The organism is Arthrobacter glycogeni (genome assembly GCF_054510815.1).
Genome location: NZ_JBTNDV010000018.1, coordinates 36,871 through 57,198 on the forward strand (window position 1 = coordinate 36,871; position 20,328 = coordinate 57,198).

17 protein-coding genes are annotated in these 20,328 nt (G+C 62.7%); 3 read left to right on the forward strand and 14 right to left on the reverse strand.

What is annotated here, in order from left to right; all coding sequences use genetic code 11:
- Positions 1-30: 30 nt before the first annotated feature.
- The 10 genes from rpsG to ACX80G_RS16080 all read right to left on the reverse strand — a co-directional run bounded on the left by rpsG (position 31) and on the right by ACX80G_RS16080 (position 14,332).
- Positions 31-501, reverse strand: coding sequence for a 30S ribosomal protein S7 (gene rpsG / locus ACX80G_RS16035; protein ID WP_019481489.1), 471 nt, complete (start codon positions 499-501; stop codon positions 31-33).
- Complete coding sequence (gene rpsL, locus ACX80G_RS16040) at positions 501-875, reverse strand: 30S ribosomal protein S12 (RefSeq protein ID WP_019481488.1); 375 nt, start codon at positions 873-875, stop codon at positions 501-503. Before rpsL ends, rpsG begins: the two co-directional genes overlap by 1 nt.
- A gap of 326 nt (positions 876-1,201) precedes the next feature.
- Complete coding sequence (locus ACX80G_RS16045) at positions 1,202-5,092, reverse strand: DNA-directed RNA polymerase subunit beta' (RefSeq protein WP_459308914.1); 3,891 nt, start codon at positions 5,090-5,092, stop codon at positions 1,202-1,204.
- A gap of 219 nt (positions 5,093-5,311) precedes the next feature.
- Positions 5,312-8,821, reverse strand: coding sequence for a DNA-directed RNA polymerase subunit beta (gene rpoB / locus ACX80G_RS16050; protein WP_459308916.1), 3,510 nt, complete (start codon positions 8,819-8,821; stop codon positions 5,312-5,314).
- Positions 8,822-9,084: 263 nt separating this feature from the next.
- A complete protein-coding gene (locus ACX80G_RS16055) occupies positions 9,085-9,933 on the reverse strand; it encodes a prenyltransferase (RefSeq protein ID WP_459308951.1) in 849 nt (282 codons plus the stop codon).
- A gap of 38 nt (positions 9,934-9,971) precedes the next feature.
- Complete coding sequence (locus ACX80G_RS16060) at positions 9,972-10,391, reverse strand: lycopene cyclase domain-containing protein (protein WP_459308917.1); 420 nt, start codon at positions 10,389-10,391, stop codon at positions 9,972-9,974.
- The gene (locus ACX80G_RS16065) at positions 10,388-10,720 is read right to left on the reverse strand and encodes a lycopene cyclase domain-containing protein (protein ID WP_459308918.1); all 333 of its coding nucleotides are present in this window, start codon (positions 10,718-10,720) and stop codon (positions 10,388-10,390) included. Before ACX80G_RS16065 ends, ACX80G_RS16060 begins: the two co-directional genes overlap by 4 nt.
- Positions 10,717-12,351: a phytoene desaturase family protein gene (crtI, locus tag ACX80G_RS16070; protein ID WP_459308919.1), complete on the reverse strand. Its 1,635-nt coding sequence runs from the start codon at positions 12,349-12,351 to the stop codon at positions 10,717-10,719. The genes ACX80G_RS16065 and crtI overlap by 4 nt, the downstream gene beginning before the upstream one ends.
- Before the next feature lie 16 nt (positions 12,352-12,367).
- Positions 12,368-13,261 carry a phytoene/squalene synthase family protein gene (locus ACX80G_RS16075; protein ID WP_459308920.1) on the reverse strand — a complete coding sequence of 298 codons (894 nt, stop codon included), beginning with the start codon at positions 13,259-13,261 and terminating at the stop codon, positions 12,368-12,370.
- A gap of 6 nt (positions 13,262-13,267) precedes the next feature.
- Positions 13,268-14,332 carry a polyprenyl synthetase family protein gene (locus tag ACX80G_RS16080; RefSeq protein WP_459308922.1) on the reverse strand — a complete coding sequence of 355 codons (1,065 nt, stop codon included), beginning with the start codon at positions 14,330-14,332 and terminating at the stop codon, positions 13,268-13,270.
- 64 nt (positions 14,333-14,396) lie between these two features.
- On the opposite strand from ACX80G_RS16080, the gene idi reads away from it, so the two are divergent.
- Positions 14,397-14,945: an isopentenyl-diphosphate Delta-isomerase gene (gene idi, locus ACX80G_RS16085; protein ID WP_459308924.1), complete on the forward strand. Its 549-nt coding sequence runs from the start codon at positions 14,397-14,399 to the stop codon at positions 14,943-14,945.
- A gap of 160 nt (positions 14,946-15,105) precedes the next feature.
- Here idi and ACX80G_RS16090 read toward each other — a convergent pair whose 3' ends face one another.
- Complete coding sequence (locus tag ACX80G_RS16090) at positions 15,106-15,855, reverse strand: glycosyltransferase family 2 protein (protein WP_459308926.1); 750 nt, start codon at positions 15,853-15,855, stop codon at positions 15,106-15,108.
- Positions 15,856-16,014: 159 nt separating this feature from the next.
- Here ACX80G_RS16090 and ACX80G_RS16095 point away from each other — a divergent pair, with 159 nt between their 5' ends.
- Complete coding sequence (locus ACX80G_RS16095) at positions 16,015-16,182, forward strand: hypothetical protein (RefSeq protein WP_459308928.1); 168 nt, start codon at positions 16,015-16,017, stop codon at positions 16,180-16,182.
- An 82-nt stretch (positions 16,183-16,264) separates the two neighbouring features.
- Positions 16,265-17,452, forward strand: coding sequence for an acetyl-CoA C-acetyltransferase (locus tag ACX80G_RS16100; RefSeq protein WP_459308930.1), 1,188 nt, complete (start codon positions 16,265-16,267; stop codon positions 17,450-17,452).
- 62 nt (positions 17,453-17,514) lie between these two features.
- Here the strand turns inward: ACX80G_RS16100 and rplL are convergent, their stop codons facing one another.
- From rplL to ACX80G_RS16115, 3 genes are all read right to left on the reverse strand, one after another.
- Positions 17,515-17,892 (reverse strand): 50S ribosomal protein L7/L12, encoded by a 378-nt coding sequence (gene rplL / locus ACX80G_RS16105; protein ID WP_459308932.1) that lies wholly within the window; start codon positions 17,890-17,892, stop codon positions 17,515-17,517.
- Between the two features lie 78 nt (positions 17,893-17,970).
- Positions 17,971-18,579, reverse strand: coding sequence for a 50S ribosomal protein L10 (gene rplJ, locus ACX80G_RS16110; protein WP_459308934.1), 609 nt, complete (start codon positions 18,577-18,579; stop codon positions 17,971-17,973).
- Positions 18,580-19,195: 616 nt separating this feature from the next.
- Positions 19,196-20,287 (reverse strand): GNAT family N-acetyltransferase, encoded by a 1,092-nt coding sequence (locus ACX80G_RS16115; protein WP_459308936.1) that lies wholly within the window; start codon positions 20,285-20,287, stop codon positions 19,196-19,198.
- Between the last annotated feature and the right edge of the window lie 41 nt (positions 20,288-20,328).

A 20,328-nucleotide genomic window follows, 5' to 3' on the forward strand; every position in this document is an offset into this window, starting at 1 on the left:
AATCTTGGGTTCGTAGAAGTCGGAGTCTGGTTACCAGCGGTAGTGTGCGAAGGCCTTGTTGGACTCAGCCATCTTGTGCGTGTCTTCGCGGCGCTTCACAGCCGCACCAAGACCGTTGGACGCATCCAGGATCTCGTTCATGAGACGCTCGGTCATGGTCTTCTCGCGGCGAGCCTTCGAGTAACCAACGAGCCACCGCAGGGCCAGGGCCATGGAGCGGCCCGGCTTGACCTCGACGGGCACCTGGTAGGTTGCGCCGCCGACTCGGCGGGAGCGAACCTCGAGGGAAGGCTTGACGTTGTCCATAGCCTTCTTGAGCGCTGCGACAGGATCGCCGCCACTCTTGGCACGGGCACCCTCAAGTGCTCCGTAGACGATGCGTTCTGCTGTGGACTTCTTACCGTCAACGAGTACCTTGTTGATCAGCTGAGTGACCAGAGGGGAACCGTAGACGGGATCTACAACTAGCGGCCGCTTAGGGGCCGGGCCCTTACGTGGCATTACTTCTTCTCCATCTTCGCGCCGTAGCGGCTACGAGCCTGCTTGCGGTTCTTGACACCCTGGGTATCAAGCGCACCACGGACGATCTTGTAACGGACACCGGGCAGATCCTTCACACGACCGCCGCGCACCAGCACGATGGAGTGTTCCTGAAGGTTGTGACCGACACCTGGGATGTAAGCGGTAACTTCGATGCCGCCGTTGAGGCGCACGCGGGCAACCTTACGGAGCGCCGAGTTCGGCTTCTTGGGGGTAGTCGTGTAGACGCGGGTGCAAACGCCGCGCTTCATGGGGCTGCCCTTCAATGCGGGCGCCTTGGTCTTGACGACCTTAGGTGTCCGGCCCTTGCGGACCAGCTGGTTGATAGTAGGCACTTCTGCGTTCTCCGTAATGTCTAGAGATATTGACTGTCGTTTGCGCCGAACCTACATTTGTAAGCCGTCGCGACTTGACCGTAGGCGTGCGAAAATGTGGCATTCGTTGTACAAGTTCCCTACAACGCGGAGATACGCCCGCTAGGGCGCCGATCCTCTGCCACACAAACAATTACCCACCACCTTACCAGACATCGGTTGGCGACCCCGACGCGCTCTATAAACCCCTTGCACTACCGGCCCCTCCCCCGATTAAAGCAGCGGGCCCCGCCCACCCGAGGGTGTGCGGGGCCCGCTTTGTCAGTGCTGCTTAGCGAGTGTTTCGCTTAGCGGAACTCGGAACCCATGTCGTAGTCGTCCAGTGGGATGGCGTGGAACTCTGGTGCCATCGAACCTTCAACTCCGGCGTAATCGAAGTCACTGAAGGCGCTAGGACCAGAGAACAGGTTGGCCTTCGCTTCCTCAGTCGGCTCAACGGTGATCTTCGTGTAACGATCCAGGCCGGTGCCGGCCGGGATCAGCTTACCGATGATCACGTTCTCCTTCAGACCCAGCAGAGGATCGCTCTTGCCTTCCATGGCGGCCTGCGTGAGAACACGCGTGGTCTCCTGGAACGATGCGGCTGACAGCCACGACTCGGTGGCAAGCGAGGCCTTGGTGATACCCATGAGCTCGGGACGGCCTGACGCCGGCTTCTTGCCCTCGGATACCACGCGACGGTTCTCGTCCTCGAAGCGACGGCGTTCGGCCAGCTCTCCAGGAAGAAGGGTCGACTCGCCTGATTCGATCACCGTGACGCGGCGAAGCATCTGGCGAACGATAACCTCGACGTGCTTGTCGTGGATACCCACACCCTGGCTGCGATACACGGTCTGTACCTCATCGACCAGGAATTCCTGGGCCTTACGGGGGCCCAGGATCCGGAGGATCTGCTTCGGATCGACAGCACCGAATACCAGCTGCTGTCCCACCTCAACATGCTCGCCGTCGGTGACCAGCAGGCGTGCACGCCGCAGGACCGGGTAGGCAATTTCTTCGGAGCCGTCGTCGGGCGTGACAACCAGCCGGAGCTGCTTCTCGCCGTCCTCGATGTTGACCCGTCCCGCGACCTCGGAGATCGGAGCGACACCCTTGGGGGTACGCGCTTCGAAGAGCTCTTGGATACGGGGCAGACCCTGGGTGATGTCTTCCGCCGACGCGATACCACCGGTGTGGAACGTACGCATGGTCAGCTGCGTGCCCGGCTCACCGATCGACTGTGCGGCAATGATGCCAACTGCCTCACCAATGTCGACGGTCTTGCCGGTAGCCAACGAGCGGCCGTAGCAGAGGGCACAGGTGCCGACGCTCGACTCGCAGGTCAGCACGGAGCGCACCTTGATGTCGGTAACACCAGCAGCGAACAGTTCGCCGATGAGAACGTCGCCGACGTCGGACCCGGCCGGAGCCAAAACCTTGCCCTTGGAGTCGAGTACCTCGGCGGCCAGGGTCCGTGCATAGGCGGAGTTCTCGACCTCCTCGTGCAGGACCAGCTCGCCATCACTGTTCGGCACTGCGATGGTGACGTTCAGCCCACGCTCGGTACCGCAATCGTCCTCACGGACAATGACGTCCTGCGAGACGTCCACCAGGCGTCGGGTCAGGTAACCCGAGTTGGCGGTCCGCAGCGCAGTATCAGCGAGACCCTTACGGGCACCGTGCGTTGCGATGAAGTACTCCAACACCGACAGGCCTTCACGGTACGAGGACTTGATCGGACGAGGGATGATCTCACCCTTGGGGTTCGCCACCAGACCACGGATACCCGCAATCTGACGAACCTGCAGCCAGTTACCACGAGCACCGGAGGACACCATGCGATTGATGGTGTTGTCCTTCGGCATGGCACCGCGCATGGACTCGGCTACCTCGTTGGTGGCCTTATTCCAGATGTCAATCAGTTCCTGGCGGCGTTCCTCATCAGCGATCAGGCCCTTGTCGAACTGGGACTGAACCTTCGCGGCCTGCTTTTCGTAGACCTCCATGATGCCGGCCTTGTTGATCGGCGCGGAGATGTCGGAGATTGCGACTGTGACACCGGAGCGGGTTGCCCAGTAGAAACCGGCGTCCTTCAGGTTATCCAGCGTTGCCGCTGTAACGACCTTCGGGTACCGCTCGGCGAGATCGTTGACGATGGTGGACAGCTGTCCCTTGTCGGCAACCTTCTCTACCCAGGGGTAGTCAGCGGGCAGGGTGTCGTTGAACAGCACCTGTCCGAGCGAGGTTTCGATCAGCGCAGGGGTCCCTTCGACCCAGCCTTCCGGTGCAGCCACGTCCGCGCTGGGCACGAAGTGTGGAATACGGATCCGGACAACCGAGTTCAGGTGCAGCACACCCATGTCGAAGGCCATGATGGCTTCGGCGGGGGTGGTGAACACGCGGCCTTCACCGGCTGAACCTTCACGCTTGGTGGTGAGGTGGTGCAGGCCGATGATCATATCCTGCGAGGGCAGGGTGACCGGACGGCCGTCCGAAGGCTTCAGGATGTTGTTCGAGGAGAGCATCAGGATGCGCGCCTCGGCCTGGGCCTCAGGGCTCAGCGGCAGGTGAACTGCCATCTGGTCGCCGTCGAAGTCGGCGTTGAAAGCGCCACAAACGAGCGGGTGAAGCTGAAGGGCCTTACCTTCGACCAGCTGCGGTTCGAACGCTTGGATACCCAACCGGTGCAGGGTAGGTGCGCGGTTCAGCAGCACTGGGTGCTCCGTGATGATCTCTTCGAGAACATCCCAGACCTGCGGGCGGTACCGCTCAACCATCCGCTTGGCGCTCTTGATGTTCTGCGCGTGGTTGAGATCAACCAGACGCTTCATCACGAACGGCTTGAAGAGTTCCAGCGCCATCTGCTTGGGCAGACCACACTGGTGCAGTTTCAGCTGAGGTCCGACGACGATGACCGAACGCCCCGAGTAGTCGACACGCTTCCCCAGAAGGTTCTGGCGGAAACGACCCTGCTTGCCCTTGAGCATGTCAGAGAGCGACTTCAACGGACGGTTGCCCGGTCCGGTGACCGGACGGCCACGACGACCATTGTCGAAGAGAGAGTCAACAGCTTCCTGGAGCATCCGCTTTTCGTTGTTGACGATGATCTCGGGCGCACCGAGATCGAGCAGGCGCTTCAGGCGGTTGTTGCGGTTGATCACACGACGGTACAGGTCGTTGAGGTCGGAGGTCGCGAAGCGGCCACCGTCCAGCTGGACCATGGGGCGCAGTTCCGGTGGGATCACGGGGACGGCGTCGAGCACCATGCCCAGGGGGCTGTTGGTGGTCGTCAGGAACGCGTTGACAACCTTCAAGCGCTTCAGGGCACGCGTCTTGCGCTGCCCCTTTCCGTTCTGGATGATGTCGCGGAGCAGCTCGGCCTCGGCGGGCATGTCGAAGTTCTCAAGACGCTTCTTGATCGCCTCGGCACCCATGGAGCCCTCAAAGTACAGTCCGTAGCGGTCGCGCAGCTCGCGGTACAGGCCTTCGTCGCCTTCAAGGTCAGCGACCTTCAGGCTCTTGAACCGGTCCCAGACCTGCTCGAAGCGCTCGATCTCGAGGTCAGCGCGCTTACGGACGTTGGCCATCTGGCGGTCGGCAGAGTCGCGAGCCTTCTTCTTCTCCGCGGCCTTCGCGCCTTCGCCCTCAAGCCGGGCAACCTCGTCTTCAAGGTCCTTGGCGATGGTGGCGATGTCCGAGTCGCGCTGGTCGATCATCTGCTTCTTCTCCAGGTCGTGCTCGGCCTGGAGATTCGGCAGTTCGGCGTGACGATTTTCTTCGTCGACGGCGGTGATCATGTAGGCAGCGAAGTAAATGACCTTTTCGAGGTCTTTCGGTGCCAGGTCAAGCAGGTAACCCAAGCGCGACGGAACACCCTTGAAGTACCAGATGTGGGTGACCGGGGCTGCAAGCTCAATGTGGCCCATGCGCTCACGGCGTACCTTGGCGCGGGTAACTTCAACGCCGCACCGCTCGCAAATGATGCCCTTGAAGCGCACGCGCTTGTACTTACCGCAGTAGCATTCCCAGTCGCGGGAAGGTCCGAAGATCTTCTCGCAGAAGAGGCCGTCCTTCTCAGGCTTGAGGGTACGGTAATTGATGGTTTCCGGCTTCTTGACCTCGCCAAAAGACCAACCACGGATTTCGTCCGCAGTGGCAAGGCCGATTCGCATGAGGCCGAAGGAGGATTCGCTGGACATATGGTCCCTGTTCTCTCTTTGTTCTCTAAATTCTTGAAGTCTTCATAAGGGGCGGGGAGGAGGTCCGACGGCCGCTGGCTGGGTGCGTTGGCAACCCAGCGAGCCCGCTGGTTCAGGGAGGTGCCCGGAGAAAGGCGGCTTTAATATTTCTGGGCCGCCCGCGGCCGACGAAATTTCGTTGCCGCCGTTCCGGGCACCGGACTGAACCGGACGTTCGAGCTAAACCTCTTCGACAGAACTCGGCTCGGCCCGTGACAGGTCGATGCCCAGTTCCTCCGCGGCCCGGAAGACTTCTTCATCCGAGTCACGCATCTCTATCGTGGTTCCGTCGGTGGAAAGTACTTCCACGTTCAGGCACAACGACTGCATTTCCTTGATCAGCACCTTGAAGGATTCGGGAACACCCGGTTCAGGGATGTTCTCGCCCTTCACGATCGCTTCGTAGACCTTGACGCGGCCGTGGATGTCATCCGACTTGATCGTCAGAAGTTCCTGCAGCGTGTAGGCGGCACCGTAGGCCTCGAGGGCCCAGACTTCCATTTCGCCGAAGCGCTGTCCGCCGAATTGTGCCTTACCACCCAATGGCTGCTGGGTGATCATGGAGTACGGTCCGGTGGAGCGTGCGTGGATCTTGTCGTCCACCAGGTGGTGAAGCTTCAGGATGTACATGTAGCCGACCGAAATGGGGTCCGGGAACGGTTCGCCGGAGCGACCGTCAAAGAGCAACGCCTTGCCGGATTCGCCGATGAGGCGCTTACCGTCGCGGGTCTCCTTGGTGGACTTCATCAGACCAACAATTTCGTCCTCGGTCGCGCCGTCGAACACGGGGGTCGCCACAGTGGTCGAACCGCTTTCGCGGGGCAGGTTCGGGAGGTTCTTCAACCATTCCGGCTCGCCGTCGATCTTCCAGCCCTGCTTGGCCACCCAACCGAGGTGGACTTCCAGGACCTGGCCGACGTTCATTCGACCTGGCACGCCCAGCGGGTTGAGCACGATGTCAACAGGAGTTCCATCCTCCATGAACGGCATGTCCTCGATCGGAAGGATCTTGGAGATGACACCCTTGTTGCCGTGACGCCCTGCCAGCTTGTCGCCGTCGGTGATCTTGCGCTTCTGTGCAACGTAGACGCGGACCAGCTGGTTCACACCGGGGGGCAGCTCGTCGTCGTTGTCGCGATCGAAGATCCGTACGCCAATGACCGTTCCGGACTCGCCGTGGGGAACCTTCAGTGAGGTGTCACGGACCTCGCGGCTCTTTTCACCGAAGATGGCACGCAGCAGACGTTCCTCGGGGGTCAGTTCCGTTTCACCCTTGGGGGTGACACGGCCCACGAGGATGTCCCCGGCTTCTACCTCTGCACCGATGTGGATGATGCCACGCTCGTCCAGGGCTCCGAGGACTTCCTCGGAAACGTTGGGGATGTCCCGGGTGATTTCCTCGGCACCCAGCTTGGTGTCGCGGGCGTCAACCTCGTGTTCCTCGATGTGGATAGAGGTCAGGACGTCGTCCGAGACGATGCGCTGGGAGAGGATGATCGCGTCCTCGAAGTTATGGCCTTCCCAGGACATGAACGCAACAAGCATGTTCTTGCCCAGTGCGAGCTCACCCTGATCCGTGGACGGACCGTCAGCGATCATCGTGTTGTACTCGACCCGGTCGCCCTCAGACACCAGCACGCGCTGGTTGTAGGCGTTGCCCTGGTTGGACCGGGCGAACTTCATGATCGGGTAGTTGGTCTCGGTGCCGTCGTCGTTGAGGATACTGACCAGATCGGCCGAGACCTCCTTGACAACGCCAGCCTTGACAGCGGTGACTGCGTCACCGGCGTCCACCGCGGCGTTCTTCTCCATGCCGGTGCCCACGAGGGGGCGCTCGGAACGGAGCAAAGGAACAGCCTGACGCTGCATGTTCGCGCCCATCAGGGCACGGTTAGCATCATCATGTTCGAGGAACGGGATCATGGCTGTGGCCACCGACACCATCTGGCGCGGGGAAACGTCCATGTACTCGACCTCAATGGCCTCGACCAGGACGGGCTCGCCCGAACCGCCTCGGGTACGCACCAGAACCGTTGGTTCGATGAAGTTGCCCTTGCCGTCGAGCGGTGCGTTCGCCTGTGCGATCAGGCGCTCCACCTCGTCGTCGGCGGTGAGGTAGTCGATTTGCTCCGTGACAATTCCGCCAACAACCTTGCGGTACGGGGTTTCGATGAAGCCGAACGTGTTGATGCGTCCGTAGGATGCCAGCGAACCGATCAGACCAATGTTCGGGCCTTCAGGGGTTTCGATTGGGCACATACGACCGTAATGAGACGGGTGAACGTCACGAACTTCCATGCCTGCACGGTCACGGGACAGACCGCCCGGGCCCAGCGCTGACAGGCGACGCTTGTGCGTCAGACCGGCCAGCGGGTTGTTCTGATCCATGAACTGCGACAGCTGGGACGTTCCGAAGAACTCCTTGATTGCTGCAACAACCGGACGGATGTTGATCAGGGTCTGAGGCGTGATGGCCTCAACGTCCTGGGTGGTCATCCGCTCGCGGACAACGCGCTCCATCCGGGACAGGCCCGTGCGGACCTGGTTCTCGATGAGCTCGCCGACCGCGCGGATGCGGCGGTTACCGAAGTGGTCAATGTCGTCGACCTCGACGCGCAGTTCGACGTCGCCGCCGTCGCGCTTGCCGGTGAGAGTCTTCTCATTGGCGTGCAGGGCCACCAGGAACTTGATCATCGCGACTATATCGTCGATGTTCAGGACCGAGGCGTCCTTATCGTCGAGGCTCTTGTCGATGCCCAACTTGCGGTTGATCTTGTAACGGCCGACCTTGGCCAGATCGTAGCGCTTGGGGTTGAAATACAGGTTGTCGAGGAGGGTCTTGGCGGCCTCAACTGTGGGTGGCTCTCCCGGGCGAAGCTTCCGGTAGATATCCAGCAACGCATCTTCCTGCGTTTCGGTGGTGTCCTTCTCCATGGTGGCGCGGATGGAGTCGTAGTCGCCGAAGGTCTCAAGGATCTGGCCCTCGGTCCAGCCCAGCGCCTTCAGGAGCACGGTGACTGACTGCTTGCGCTTCCGGTCGAGGCGGACGCCGACCTGATCGCGCTTGTCGATTTCGAGTTCGAACCAGGCGCCGCGTGAGGGGATGATCTTCGCGCTGAAGATGTCCTTGTCACTGGTCTTGTCGGCGGTGCGCTCAAAGTAGGCACCCGGCGAACGGACCAGCTGGGACACAACGACACGCTCGGTGCCGTTGATCACAAACGTACCCTTCTCCGTCATCAACGGGAAGTCACCCATGAACACCGTCTGCTGCTTGATTTCGCCAGTGTTGTTGTTCATGAACTCGGCCTTGACATACAGGGGTGCCGCGTACGTCGCGTCGCGGTCCTTGCACTCAGCCATCGTGTACTTCGGATCAGCGAACTCCGGCTCCGAGAAGCTCAGGGACATGGTGCCCTGGAAATCCTCGATCGGGGAGATCTCTTCAAAGATGTCAGCGAGACCGGAGGTGGAGGCCACACCCTGCAGCTTCAACTCCAGTGCTTCCTGCACGCGCGCCTTCCAGCGCTCGTTTCCTACCAGCCAGTCGAAACTGTCGGTCTGGAGCGCCAGGAGGTTAGGAACATCCAGCGGTTCGTGAATCTTTGCGAATGAAAGCCGGGGTGCGACGCTGTCGGCGTCGACCCGGCTGGTAGCGGTTGCATTATTAGAGGTGCTCGAGGCGACCAAGAGGGATCCTTCCACAGACCTTCAGGCTTGTTCAGCTATATCCGCCCTCTTTGCACTGCCACCGCGTACTAACGCGGGGATTGTGTGTGCGAACCAGGAGTCTGCGGTCAAGACCAGAGATCGAAATCTCCAGTTAAATGACGAATGCAAGACAAAGCCCACCGCTATATGAAGGCCGAGGTTAAGAGGAAAGACGCAAACATCTACTGTACGCGAGAGCGCCCGCCGTGTCCAGCCGGGGTGTGGTATACGTTATCCGGCTGTCAGGCCCGCTGGGTCATCCAGATCAGAAGGATAGTCACCAGGAAGCCGGTGAGGAAGTTCAACCTGATAAAGCGCTTCCACCCCCGGTTGGCATGTTCGCACTTCTCGTCGCTGAGGTTCAGGAAGCGCGCAATGTTGAGCACATACGGCAGCGCAAGCAGTCCCCCGAGGGTTGCCGGCCACGGCGCGAGCAGCATCAGCACCCCGCTCACCAGGTAGACGACGACGGCGAACCTCACTACCGTGCGGGCTCCCAAAACCGTGGCAATGGAGGCGATACCGCCGTCGCGGTCGGCCTGGATGTCCTGGACGGCACCGAAGGCCTGGCTGGCGATCCCCCAGAGGAAGAAGGCGCCCAGCACGGCCCAGAGGGCGACGTCAAAGGTTGCGTCGGCGAGTACCAGCCCGAAAACTGCCGGGCTGACGAAGTGGGTGCTCGACGTGACCGAGTCGAGGAATGGCCGTTCCTTGAACCTCAGGCCCGGCGCGCTGTAGGCAACGACCGCGAACACACTGACCCCAAGCACCAGCGCCGAGAGGGGGTGCCCCAGCAGGAGCAACGCCACGAGGAACGGAACGTTGGTGAGCACAGCCGCCCACAGGGTGATGCGGTGGAATCTGCGGTCGAGGACTGCTCCCTCGATGCCGCCCTTGCGCGGGTTGCGGAGGTCCGACTCGTAATCGAAAACGTCGTTGATGCCGTACATGGCGAGGTTATAGGGAATCAGAAAGTAGAGAGTCCCGATCACCAGGGCCGCGTCAATCGTCCCGGTGGTGAGAAAGTAGGCAACTGCGAAGGGAAAGGCGGTGTTCACCCAGGACACGGGCCTGGAGGACACCAGCAGCATTCTCGCGACTCCGGCGTGGCCGGTTCCAGCAGGCGCGCTCACCGGCTGCTCCGTTCGGCCGGTGAAGGGCCGGCCGATGAGGATACGGCGGGTGGCGTGAACAGGGACCAGAGCGCTGGCAGGAGCACCGCCGCCGCCACCGTGTAGGCGAAGTCCTCGACCGGGGCGAGGCCCACAAACACACCAGAGATGCGGTACGGGTTGTAGCCAAAGAAACCCAGTTGGATCATCAGGTTGTCAAAGACAGCTGTGAGGGTGAGCAAAATGACCGCGCATAGCCCCACGGCGCGCCAGGAGACCGCGCCGCCCGGAGCCCCTGTCCCGGTGCCCGCCCAAATCCCCGTCCCGGCCCCCGTCCGACCCGTCCGACCCGTCCGACGGCGGGACCGCACGACGGCGAGGACAGCAGCGATCAGTACGGGCACCAGGAAGATGGCGTTCAAAGTCCCGTAGGTCACTGCGCGACCCGCGTTCGAGAGGCGATGACCCGTTTCAGGAGCAGGTACACGTTCATCGCCATCCAGCAGAGGAAGGCTAGGAAAAACAACTCCTCCAGGGGGAGCTCGGGTGCGAGCATCACGCCGATCATGAACTCAGAGTCCCCCTTGTAGAAGATGTCGAGACCGATGCCGCCGAGGTCCCAGGCCAGGAAGAACGCCACCCCCACCACCAGGACCAGCCCCGCCCGGCGGGGCGCTGACCAGAAGAACAACCCGTACCGGTAATCCATCAGGGCTGCGCAGGCCAGTCCGCCGAGCAGCGAGACCAGATACAGGGCACTGATCATTGCCGGACAACCTGACTCACCGGGACCAGGGGCTCTGCCAGAGGCCCGGTGCTGGTGTCGGAACGCAGCCGTTTGATCAGCAACTCGGCGCTGATCAGGCACATGGGGATCCCGATACCTGGGATGGTCGAACTCCCCGCATAGTAGAGCCCCTCGACCTTGCGGCTCATGTTGCGTCCTCTGAAGAAGGCGCTCTGCTTAAGGACATGGGCTGGGCCCAGGGACGTGCCTTTCCAGGCGTTGAAATCGCCCACGAAGTCCTGGGGTCCGTAGGTCCGGCGCACCACAATCCGTTCGGCCAGGTCAGGGATCCGTGCCCACGCGCCGATCTGCTCAATCACCGTATCGGCGAGGCGTTCGATGCGCGGGTCCCCCGCGCCGTCGATACCGCCACCGCCCAGCTCCGGATCGGCGGGCAGCGGAACCAGGACAAAGACATTCTCGTGGCCCTCCGGCGCCGCACCGGGGTCGGTGGCGCTGGACCGGCACACGTACAGCGACGCCGGCGTCGGCACCGAAGTGGTGGTGCCGAAGATCCGGGAGAAGTTGTCTTTCCAGTCCTCAGTGAATAGGAGCGTGTGGTGCTCCAGTTCAGGCAACTCGCCGCGGACGCCCAGGTACAACAGCAGCGCGCTCGGCCCTGCGGTGCGCTGCTGCCAGTAGCTCTCCGGGTACGTCTGCTCTGAACGCTGCAATAGCTGCGTTTCTGCGTGGTGCAGGTCGTTGGCGGCCACGATCGTGTCGGCGGCGGCGGTGTGGACTGTTCCATCGGCCGCAACCCAGCGCACACCGGTTACCCGCGCCTGACGACGGCGGCCGGTGGCCGGCACCGTGAGAATCTCTTCCACCCGGGCCCCGGTGACGATGTCAACGTTCCTGGCCCGTGCCAGGCCGGCGACGGCGTCGGTCAGTCGGGAGAAGCCGCCCATCGGGTAGAGGACCCCGTCGTCGAGGTCCAGATGGCTCATCAGGTGGTACATGCTGGGTGCCTCGAACGGCGAGGTGCCCAGGAAGACCGCGGGGTACCCGAGAATCTGGCGGAGCCGGTTGTCCTTGACCGTTTTCGCGGCAAGCGTCGACAGCGGCTGCAGCAGTAACCGGACCAGCTTCGGGGAGCGCAACAGGACATCCGGGCGGAGCAAGGGCCCGAAGGACTGGAATGTTGAGTAAAGGAACCGGCGGGTGGCCATGGTGTAGGTGTCACCAGCCGAGTCAAGGTATTTCTCCAGGGCGGCTCCGGCACCGGGTTCGACGACGTCGAACAGTGTGACGACGTCGGCGCGTTCGGCCGGAACATTGAGGGGTTCAGAGTGGCCTTCGTAGTAGACCCGGTAGCCCGGATTGAGCTTGACCAGGTCCAGCTGTTCGGCGGCAGTGGTGCCGAACAGCCGGAAGAAATGGTCGATTACCTCGGGCATCAGGTACCAGGAGGGGCCGGTATCGAACCGGAACCCGTCGCGTTCCCAGAGCCCGGCGCGCCCACCAGTGGCGTCTTGCTGTTCCAGCACGGTGACACCGTGGCCTTCCGCTGCGAGCAGGGCGGCTGACGCGAGACCAGCGATCCCGCCGCCGATGACGACGACGTTCCGACGGTTCCGGCGCTGGCCATTCAGGGGTGCGTGGGAGTTCATGGCAGCCTTCCGGTGGTCATTGGGGTACTTCGTGTGACTGCGGGAGTCGGCCGGCAAACGCCTGGGCCGCGATCCGAAATTTGACCGGGTTCGGTACCCGAACCCGGGTGGTCAGTAGGTCAGCTGCCGGGGTGCTGCGGAGCCTGTCGGCGAGTTCGGCGAACAGGCCCTGGGCCAGGGCGACAGCCCGGCGGCTGGAGGTGGGCAGATCGCGGAGAGCAGCAGCCGAGACAGCAAGGTCCTCTGCAATGTCATCGAGCAGCCGGTGCTTGTCAGCCTCGTCGAAGTTCCCAGGACTCACTCCCGGGAAATAGCTGCGCCCCAAAGATTCGAAGTCTTCGGCGAGATCCCGGAGGAAGTTGATCTTCTGGAAAGCGGCCCCGAGCCGGCGCGCGCCGTCAACCAGTTTGCGCTCTTCAGCGGGGGCGAGCGGTGCCTCCTGGTAGAGGAAACACTTGAGGCACATCAGGCCCACCACTTCGGCTGACCCGTAAACATACTCGTCGAAGGACTCCTGGGTGTGCTCGGTCCGTTCGAGGTCCGCGCGCATTGAGGCGAAGAACGGTCGCGTCAGCTCCGCAGTGATGTCCGTTTCCCGGGCCGTGGCGGCGAAGGAGTGCACCACCGGGTTGGCGCTGTAGCCGGCGGCGAGCGCCCGGTCGGTCTCGGCTTCGAGCCCGTCGAGCAGTGCGCGGATCTGACCGGTGGTCAGCCCGGCGGCTGCGGCGGCGCCGTCCACCACTTCGTCGGCGACCCTGACCAGCGCATAGACCGATTCGACCTGCTGCCGGACGCTGGCGCCCAGCACCCGTGACGCCAACCCGAACGAGGTGGAGTAGGACCTGATCACGATGGCCGAGGCACGGTCGGTCACATCGGTATAGAAGGCAAGGGCGTCCCGTGGCTGCATGGGAGGCTACCGGACCCGGTCGAGGACGGCCGCGGCGACCGGCGTCAGCCCGGCTTTCAGCTGGGCAGGAATGTGGGTACTGTCCAGATGACGTAGCGCCCGCTGGGCGTGATCGGTGGCCAGGGACACCGCATAGTCGAGTGCGCCACTAACCTTCAGGACCTGGCGGATTTCCTCGACCCCGTCGGCTGTCAGCTCAGCCGACCCGATCAGCCCAGAAATCTGCTCCCATTCTGCGCGTTGGGCGACAAAGGAGATCAGCGCGGTCCGCTTGCCTTCGCGGAGGTCGCCCCAGGTGGTCTTCCCGGTCGTCTTCTCGTTCCCAAACACGCCGAGAATGTCATCGGCAATCTGGTAGGCAATCCCGACGTCGCGCCCAAAGTCACCAAGCGTCCCGACAATGGCGTTGTCGGCTCCGGCGAGGATCGCGCCCGCTTTCAACGGGCTTTCAAACGAGTAGACGGCGGTTTTCAGCCGTGCCATCTGCAGGGGATCCTCGGACGTCGCTGTGCCGGAACTTGACGCGTCGACGTCGAGAAGCTCCCCGGCAGCCGAGGCGAACACGGCGTCGTCAAGCAACTCCCCCAGCCGCTCACGCGTGGCGGGGTCGGTGCGGACGCCGTCCAGCAGGCGGTGGGCACTGGAGAGGGCAAGATCGCCGGCGATCAAACCCATGGAAAGTCCGCGGTGGGTGGCATCGTCGGCGCCGAGTCCGGCAGCCCTGGCCTGGTTCCGGTAGGTGCCCGCCACATTGGGGATCCCCCGCCTGACGAAGTCCCTGTCGATGACGTCGTCGTGCACAATCAGGGCCGTATGCAGCATTTCGAAGGACGCGGCGACCAGCGCCGCAGTGGACCGATCGACTCCGGACAGGCAGTCGTAGGCCGTCATGACCATGCGTGGGCGGAACCGCTTGCCGCCGGCAGCGCAGGTTTCAAGCGTTTCCCAGAGCTGGAGATAGGTGGGCCCCAGGGTCGCGGCGCGTGCCTTGGACCGGGCGAAGCACGTAGCGAGGGCACTCTCCACCTGTTCCAAGCCACGGGAATCGACCAGCAGGGTTTCCATGTCCATAGGTAAAGTAAACACTGACCCCACATTCTTAAGCTAAACGACCGGGTCGGAGAGTGGTCCAACGGTGTTTGTAGCAGAAAACAGTTCCGCGTCCGGTGCGGAATTGGTGGTCCTGGTTGATGAGAGTGGCACCCCCACTGGAACTGAGGCGAAGTCGCGGGTGCATCACACCTCGACGCCGCTGCACCTCGCCTTTTCCACCCATGTCTACAACGACGACGGCCTGATCCTGGTCACCCGGCGCGCCCTCTCCAAACTCACCTGGCCGGGGGTGTGGACCAACTCGTTCTGTGGTCATCCTGGCCCCGGGGAAAGCACTGAAGACGCGATCAGTCGCCGTGCCGACTACGAGCTGGGCATTACGCTCACTGATCTGGCCCCGGCTCTTCCTGACTTCCGCTATCGGGCGGTGGATTTCTCGGGGCTGGTGGAGAACGAGATCTGTCCCGTCTACACGGCCCGGTGCGCGGGCGACCTGTCGCCCCGGGAGTCGGAGGTGAGCCAATGGGAGTGGGTCGACCCGCTGCAGCTGGTCCGGGCGGTGCAGCTGACCCCGTGGGCGTTCAGTCCGTGGCTGACCCTGCAACTCCCTCTGCTGTACCCAGCTAGCTGAGGGCGCTGGCTACCGCCTCCCGACGGGCAGGGGGCGCTACGGCTCGCCATCCGACGCGCAGAAAAGTGGCCCACCCGCGGCTTAGCGGTTGGGCGACCACTTTCTTGCGGCGTAGCCACTTTTCTTGCACGTTTCGCGGCGTAGCCTCTTTTCTTGCACGTCAGCTCACTGTTCCCTGCGGTCTGGCACGGAAGTGCACCTGCCAGCGGATCCACGGCGGCTGGACCCTCCAGTGCAGGACGATGGTGTGAACGGCGCGGGTGACCCGTCGCCGGAGGTCGGCTCCCCCGGCCAGCGCGCGCGGTGAAATGCCGACCCGCAATGAGAAGTCGCAAACGGTTCGTTGGCCGGGGCCGAGCGCGAAGGCCAGATCGGCGTCGTCGTGCACCTCTGGATCCTCTGTGTGCACCAGCGACCGGACACTCTCCCAGACGGCGGCGCGCACAGCGAAATTGGAGCCGAACAGGGGCCAGTGCCCGACGGCTGCACCCATGCAGACGAAGTAGGCCCGCATGTACAGGAGGTCCGCCGCGGCCGCGCGCAGCCGGGAGACACCATAGAACCTGCCCGGCCCGGTGAGCGCGGCAAGTGTGGGGTCGGCCTCGAACCGCTCGGCGATGCGCTCGAGCCAATCCGCTGGCGGCACCGAGTCGGCGTCGCAGCGAACAATGATGTTCCCCAGGGCAGCGTTGTAGCCGGCCGCCGCGGCGGGCCCGATTCCGACCAGCGACTCGGTCACCACCCGGGCGCCATGGGCCTCAGCGGCGGCAACGGTTGAATCAGTCGAACCATTGTCGACAACCACGATCTCCAGCGGCCGACGGGTCTGCTGACCGAGGGCCTGCAAGCACCGGGCCAGCAGGATGCCGTCGTTCCGGCAAGGGATGACCACTGAGAGCGTTGGCAGCATGCCTTTAATTTTAGGGTGTTTGGAGGGTCGATGATCCTCTTCGACCGCTGGCCACGCCCTGGGCCGTGGCGGCCGACGTCGTCCGCGGGACCGGCGAGCGGCCATGGGCGTCACCATCATCACCCTTGCCTTGGCCCTGGGGCTTAGCCTCGGAGTGGTGTGGGAGTTCGCCGAATGGGCAGGCTACGCGTCACCGGTGAGATCAACGTCGGCTATCCGGACACCCGGGGGATCCTGCCGGGAGGGTTCGGGTCGCTGCTCTCCGGAGTGCTCCTGGCTTTCGCTACGACGCGTCACCGACGACGGATTTCAGTTAATGCTTCCTAGCTGAGTTGTGCGGGAGGGAGTAGCCTTATCGCAACTGCTTCAAAGATGAAAGTGAGCGATCCACCAGATGAACACTCAAGTTATGTCACCGACCGACGTTGTGATTGTCGGCGGCGCCCGGACCCCGCAGGGCCGCCTGAACGGTCAGTTATCCTCCTTCACGGCAGTCGATCTGGGAGCCGTCGCCATTGCCGGCGCATTGGAGAAGGCCGGAGTCGACGCCGGTTCGGTTGACGCCGTCATCATGGGCCACGTCATTCAGGCTGGGTGCGGCCAGAATCCCGCACGGCAGACCGCGCTGAAGGCTGGGATCGGCTGGGATGTCCCGACGGTCACCATCAACAAGGTGTGTCTGTCCGGCCTGACCGCCGTCATCGACGCTGCCCGGCTGATCCGCAGCGGCGAGGCCACCGTGGTCGTAGCCGGCGGCCAGGAATCAATGACACGCGGACCGCATCTGCTCCCCGGATCCCGTCAGGGCTGGACCTACGGCAACATCCAGGCCATCGACTCGGTGGCAAACGATGGCCTCACCGACGCGCTCGACAACGAATCCATGGGCGCTTCCACCGAGCGGGGCAACTCAGGACTCGGCATCACACGCGAAGACCAGGACGCCGTCGCGGCTGCGTCCCACCAACGCGCTGCCGCCGCGATCGAGTCCGGTGTCTTCGACATCGAAATCGTTCCCGTTTCAGTGCCTCAGCGGAAGGGCGACCCGGTAATCCTGAGCACCGATGAGGGCGTTCGCCCGACGACGACAGTTGAGTCCCTCGCCGGGCTGAGACCCGCGTTTGATAAGACCGGGTCCATCACCGCGGGCAACTCGTCGCCGCTTTCCGACGGTGCGGCTGCCCTCGTTCTGACCACCCGTGCACACGCTGAGGCGAACTCGCTGACCGTTCTGGCGGTGGTGGGGCAGCCAGGTCAGGTGGCTGGCCCAGACAACTCGCTCCACTCCCAGCCGTCCCGGGCGATCGAGCAGGCGTTGGGCCGTGCTGGCTGGCAGACCTCGGATCTGGATTTCATAGAGATCAACGAGGCCTTCGGTTCGGTGGCGTGCCAGTCCCTGAAGGATCTGGACTACCCATTGGACAAGTGCAATATCCATGGCGGTGCGATTGCGCTGGGTCACCCCATTGGCGCTTCGGGTGCTCGTCTAGCCTTGCACGCGGCCCATGAGCTGAACCGTCGCGGAACGGGCAAGGCTGCCGTCTCCTTGTGCGGTGGAGGCGGACAAGGAGAAGCCCTCCTGCTCTACCGCGACTGACCGATGACACGAAAAACCCCTGACTCGGTGAGTCAGGGGTTTTTCGTGAAGCGAGGAAATGACTACTTCAGGGTTACCGTCGCGCCAGCGGCCTCGAGGGATTCCTTGGCCTTCTCGGCAGCTTCCTTGGTTGCGCCTTCCAGCACAGCCTTTGGGGCGCTGTCGACAACGTCCTTGGCTTCCTTCAGACCCAGTGAAGTCAAGGCACGAACTTCCTTGATCACTGCGATCTTCTTGTCGCCTGCTGCTTCGAGGATAACGTCGAAGGAATCCTTCTCTTCTTCAGCAGCTTCGCCCGCGCCGCCACCGGCGGGTGCAACTGCAACAGCAGCAGCGGTGACGTCGAAGGTCTCTTCGAACAGCTTGACGAACTTGGAGAGTTCGATGATGGTCAGTTCCTTGAAAGCTTCAATGAGCTCTTCGTTGGTGAGCTTCGCCATGGCGAGAGCCTTCCTTCCTATAATGGTGCCTGGCATCGAATGTGACGCCGGGCACCGGAGTTTGGTGGATGAAGAGGGTTAATTCTCTTCAGGCGCTGCGGCAGCTTCGGGAGCGGCCTCTGACTCGGCTGCTGCAGGTGCAGCTGCTTCCTCTGCAGCAGGAGCGTCGGCGGCTGGCGTCTCTGCTGCTGCAGGCGCTCCACTTTCCTCCTCTTGCTTGATGCGCAAGGCATCGAGGGTGCGGGCAAGTGCTGCCATGGGTGCTTGCAGCACTCCGGCAACGCGGGACAGCTGAAGTTCGCGCGACTCGAGAGCAGCGAGAGCCTTTACACCGGCAGCGTCAAGGGACTTGCCCTCGAAGAAACCGGTTTTGATGATGAGCTGTGGGTTGGACTTCGCGAAATCCGTGAGGCTCTTTGCCGCCGCGATGGCGTCACCCTTGATGAAGGCGATCGCAGTAGGTCCGGCGAGCTGGTTCTCGAACGCGTCGATGCCGGCTTCCTTGGCTGCAATGCCCGTCAGGGTGTTCTTGACGACAGCGTATTTGGTGTCCTGGCCGAGTGAACGGCGCAGTTCCTTTAGCTGTGCAACGGTGAGCCCACGGTATTCGGTTAGGACTGCAGCATTTGAGTCTTTGAAATCGGTGACGATTTCCTCAACTGCGGTTACCTTGATTGCGGTTGCCATAACCCTCCTTCCGGGGAATTGATGCCGGCTTTTACTGCCCCAATAAAAAACGCCCCGCGCAGATGCACGGGGCTTGATCCAGAACTCCAGTTTTCACCTGACATTCTGGGAAGCTTCGTTCACCTACGCTGGCCGCCCTTTACGGGAACCTTCAGATACAGGTCCCGGTCCGCACTCCACAGAGAATCCTGCAAAGTAAGGGTGGGATATGCATCGACCGACGGTCTTTGGTCCTTCAAGACTACGTCACGCCACCGGGGGTAGCCAAATCCGGGGGTCCTCCCGGACTTCGGCCTTTCTTGGGGTACTGCAACCCTGCCCGCTCCCGGAGGAAAGTGGCCCACCCGCAGAATAGCGGCTGGGCAAGCACTATCCTGCGGTCCAGCCGCTTTCCTCGAGCAGGACCTGTAGTCCAACCCCTTTCTTGGTGTCGGATCGGCTTCGACCCCTCTTGAGGCGCTCTAACCCTGCCTGCTCCCGGAGAAAAGTGGCCCGGCCGCAGGATAGCGGTTGGGCAACCACTTTCCTGCGGGCAAGCCACTTTTTTGCGCAGTACCGGCAGCCCCGCCACTTTTCTGCGCAACGGACTGCGGGCAAGCCACTTTTCTGCGTGACGTCAGCTCTTCTTCTGCCACGCAGCGGTGTAGCCTGCGGGAACGAACCCCATCTCGACGTTGACTGCCAGCATATGAACGTTTTCTTCGGCATTCCAGGTGTAGACCCGACGCGCTTCGGGCCAAGCCAAGGGAACCTTCAGCAGGTTGGCCGCCTTCAGCCACATTCCCAGGCGCTTCCCCCGATGTGAACGCAGCACCAGGGTGTCGTCCTGGGACACCACTTCTGGCTTCTCCTGCTGGTGTTCGAGGATGGTGTGGCCAGCCAGCAGCCCCGTAGGGCGGTGACGGACTGCCCTGACCAGTGACTGGCCGCCTGAGCGAAGGAGACGCTCCTCGCCTGCCCTGATCCGGGCGGCGTCCCACACCTCTTCCTCCCACTCCAGGTCTCCCATCGGCACATCGGTGCTCATGGTCTTCCGCAGCAGGGCGTACTGGTCAACGAGATCATCAGGGCAGCGATCGCGCCACTGCACCAACTCGTAGTCCTGGCCGGCCGCCTCATGGGCAGTCTGCGCCTGCACTGCAGCCCGGGGTAACGAGGTCTCCAAGTTCAATACGCTACATCGGTCGACCTGCGCCAGCTGGAATCCGTTCCGCAAGGCTAGCGCCGTCGTTGCACAGTTTCTAGGGAAAGCTCCGGCCCCGGTTGCCGGGACGAGGACGGAAGCCGGCGCCTGGTCGAAGCCGGCGGGCTCGTCAGTCCACGCCATAATGGTCGATCGTTCGATTCCCGCCGCGTGGTCTTCGAGCGTCCGATAGAGCCTCGACCCGAGACCCCGACTCCGGTAGTTCGGGTGGACCACCACGAAGACATAGCAGGTACCCAGGTTGTCGGTCAGCGGGATGTCAATGATCGCTTTCCCGACAACATTCCCGCCGTCGCGGGCCACGAACATGACCCGCTCCTCATAGTCGTTGGGCTGGGACGCCTCGTAACGTGCCTGGGGGCTGTAGAAGTGATCGTCGTTTCCCCACAGGACCCGTTCCACGAGGTTGCTGAGCTCCGCAGCCGCGACAAAGTCGGCTCCGCCGGGGAGCTCAAGGGACACCGGGCGGGGTAGGTGATCGATTATGGCGCCTGAGATTGTCATGGGGAAAGTCTAGCCGAGTGATTGATACTTGCCAATCACTA

What these genes read in the sequence shown, in the direction of transcription:
- rpsG (WP_019481489.1), bottom strand. Translation starts at nt 501, where the DNA reads ATGCCACGTAAGGGCCCGGCCCCTAAGCGGCCGCTAGTTGTAGATCCC.
- ACX80G_RS16045 (WP_459308914.1), bottom strand. Translation starts at nt 5,092, where the DNA reads ATGTCCAGCGAATCCTCCTTCGGCCTCATGCGAATCGGCCTTGCCACT.
- ACX80G_RS16055 (WP_459308951.1), bottom strand. Translation starts at nt 9,933, where the DNA reads ATGCTGCTGGTGTCCTCCAGGCCCGTGTCCTGGGTGAACACCGCCTTT.
- ACX80G_RS16065 (WP_459308918.1), bottom strand. Translation starts at nt 10,720, where the DNA reads ATGATCAGTGCCCTGTATCTGGTCTCGCTGCTCGGCGGACTGGCCTGC.
- crtI (WP_459308919.1), bottom strand. Translation starts at nt 12,351, where the DNA reads ATGAACTCCCACGCACCCCTGAATGGCCAGCGCCGGAACCGTCGGAAC.
- ACX80G_RS16075 (WP_459308920.1), bottom strand. Translation starts at nt 13,261, where the DNA reads ATGCAGCCACGGGACGCCCTTGCCTTCTATACCGATGTGACCGACCGT.
- ACX80G_RS16080 (WP_459308922.1), bottom strand. Translation starts at nt 14,332, where the DNA reads ATGGACATGGAAACCCTGCTGGTCGATTCCCGTGGCTTGGAACAGGTG.
- ACX80G_RS16090 (WP_459308926.1), bottom strand. Translation starts at nt 15,855, where the DNA reads ATGCTGCCAACGCTCTCAGTGGTCATCCCTTGCCGGAACGACGGCATC.
- ACX80G_RS16100 (WP_459308930.1), top strand. Translation starts at nt 16,265, where the DNA reads ATGTCACCGACCGACGTTGTGATTGTCGGCGGCGCCCGGACCCCGCAG.
- rplL (WP_459308932.1), bottom strand. Translation starts at nt 17,892, where the DNA reads ATGGCGAAGCTCACCAACGAAGAGCTCATTGAAGCTTTCAAGGAACTG.
- rplJ (WP_459308934.1), bottom strand. Translation starts at nt 18,579, where the DNA reads ATGGCAACCGCAATCAAGGTAACCGCAGTTGAGGAAATCGTCACCGAT.
- ACX80G_RS16115 (WP_459308936.1), bottom strand. Translation starts at nt 20,287, where the DNA reads ATGACAATCTCAGGCGCCATAATCGATCACCTACCCCGCCCGGTGTCC.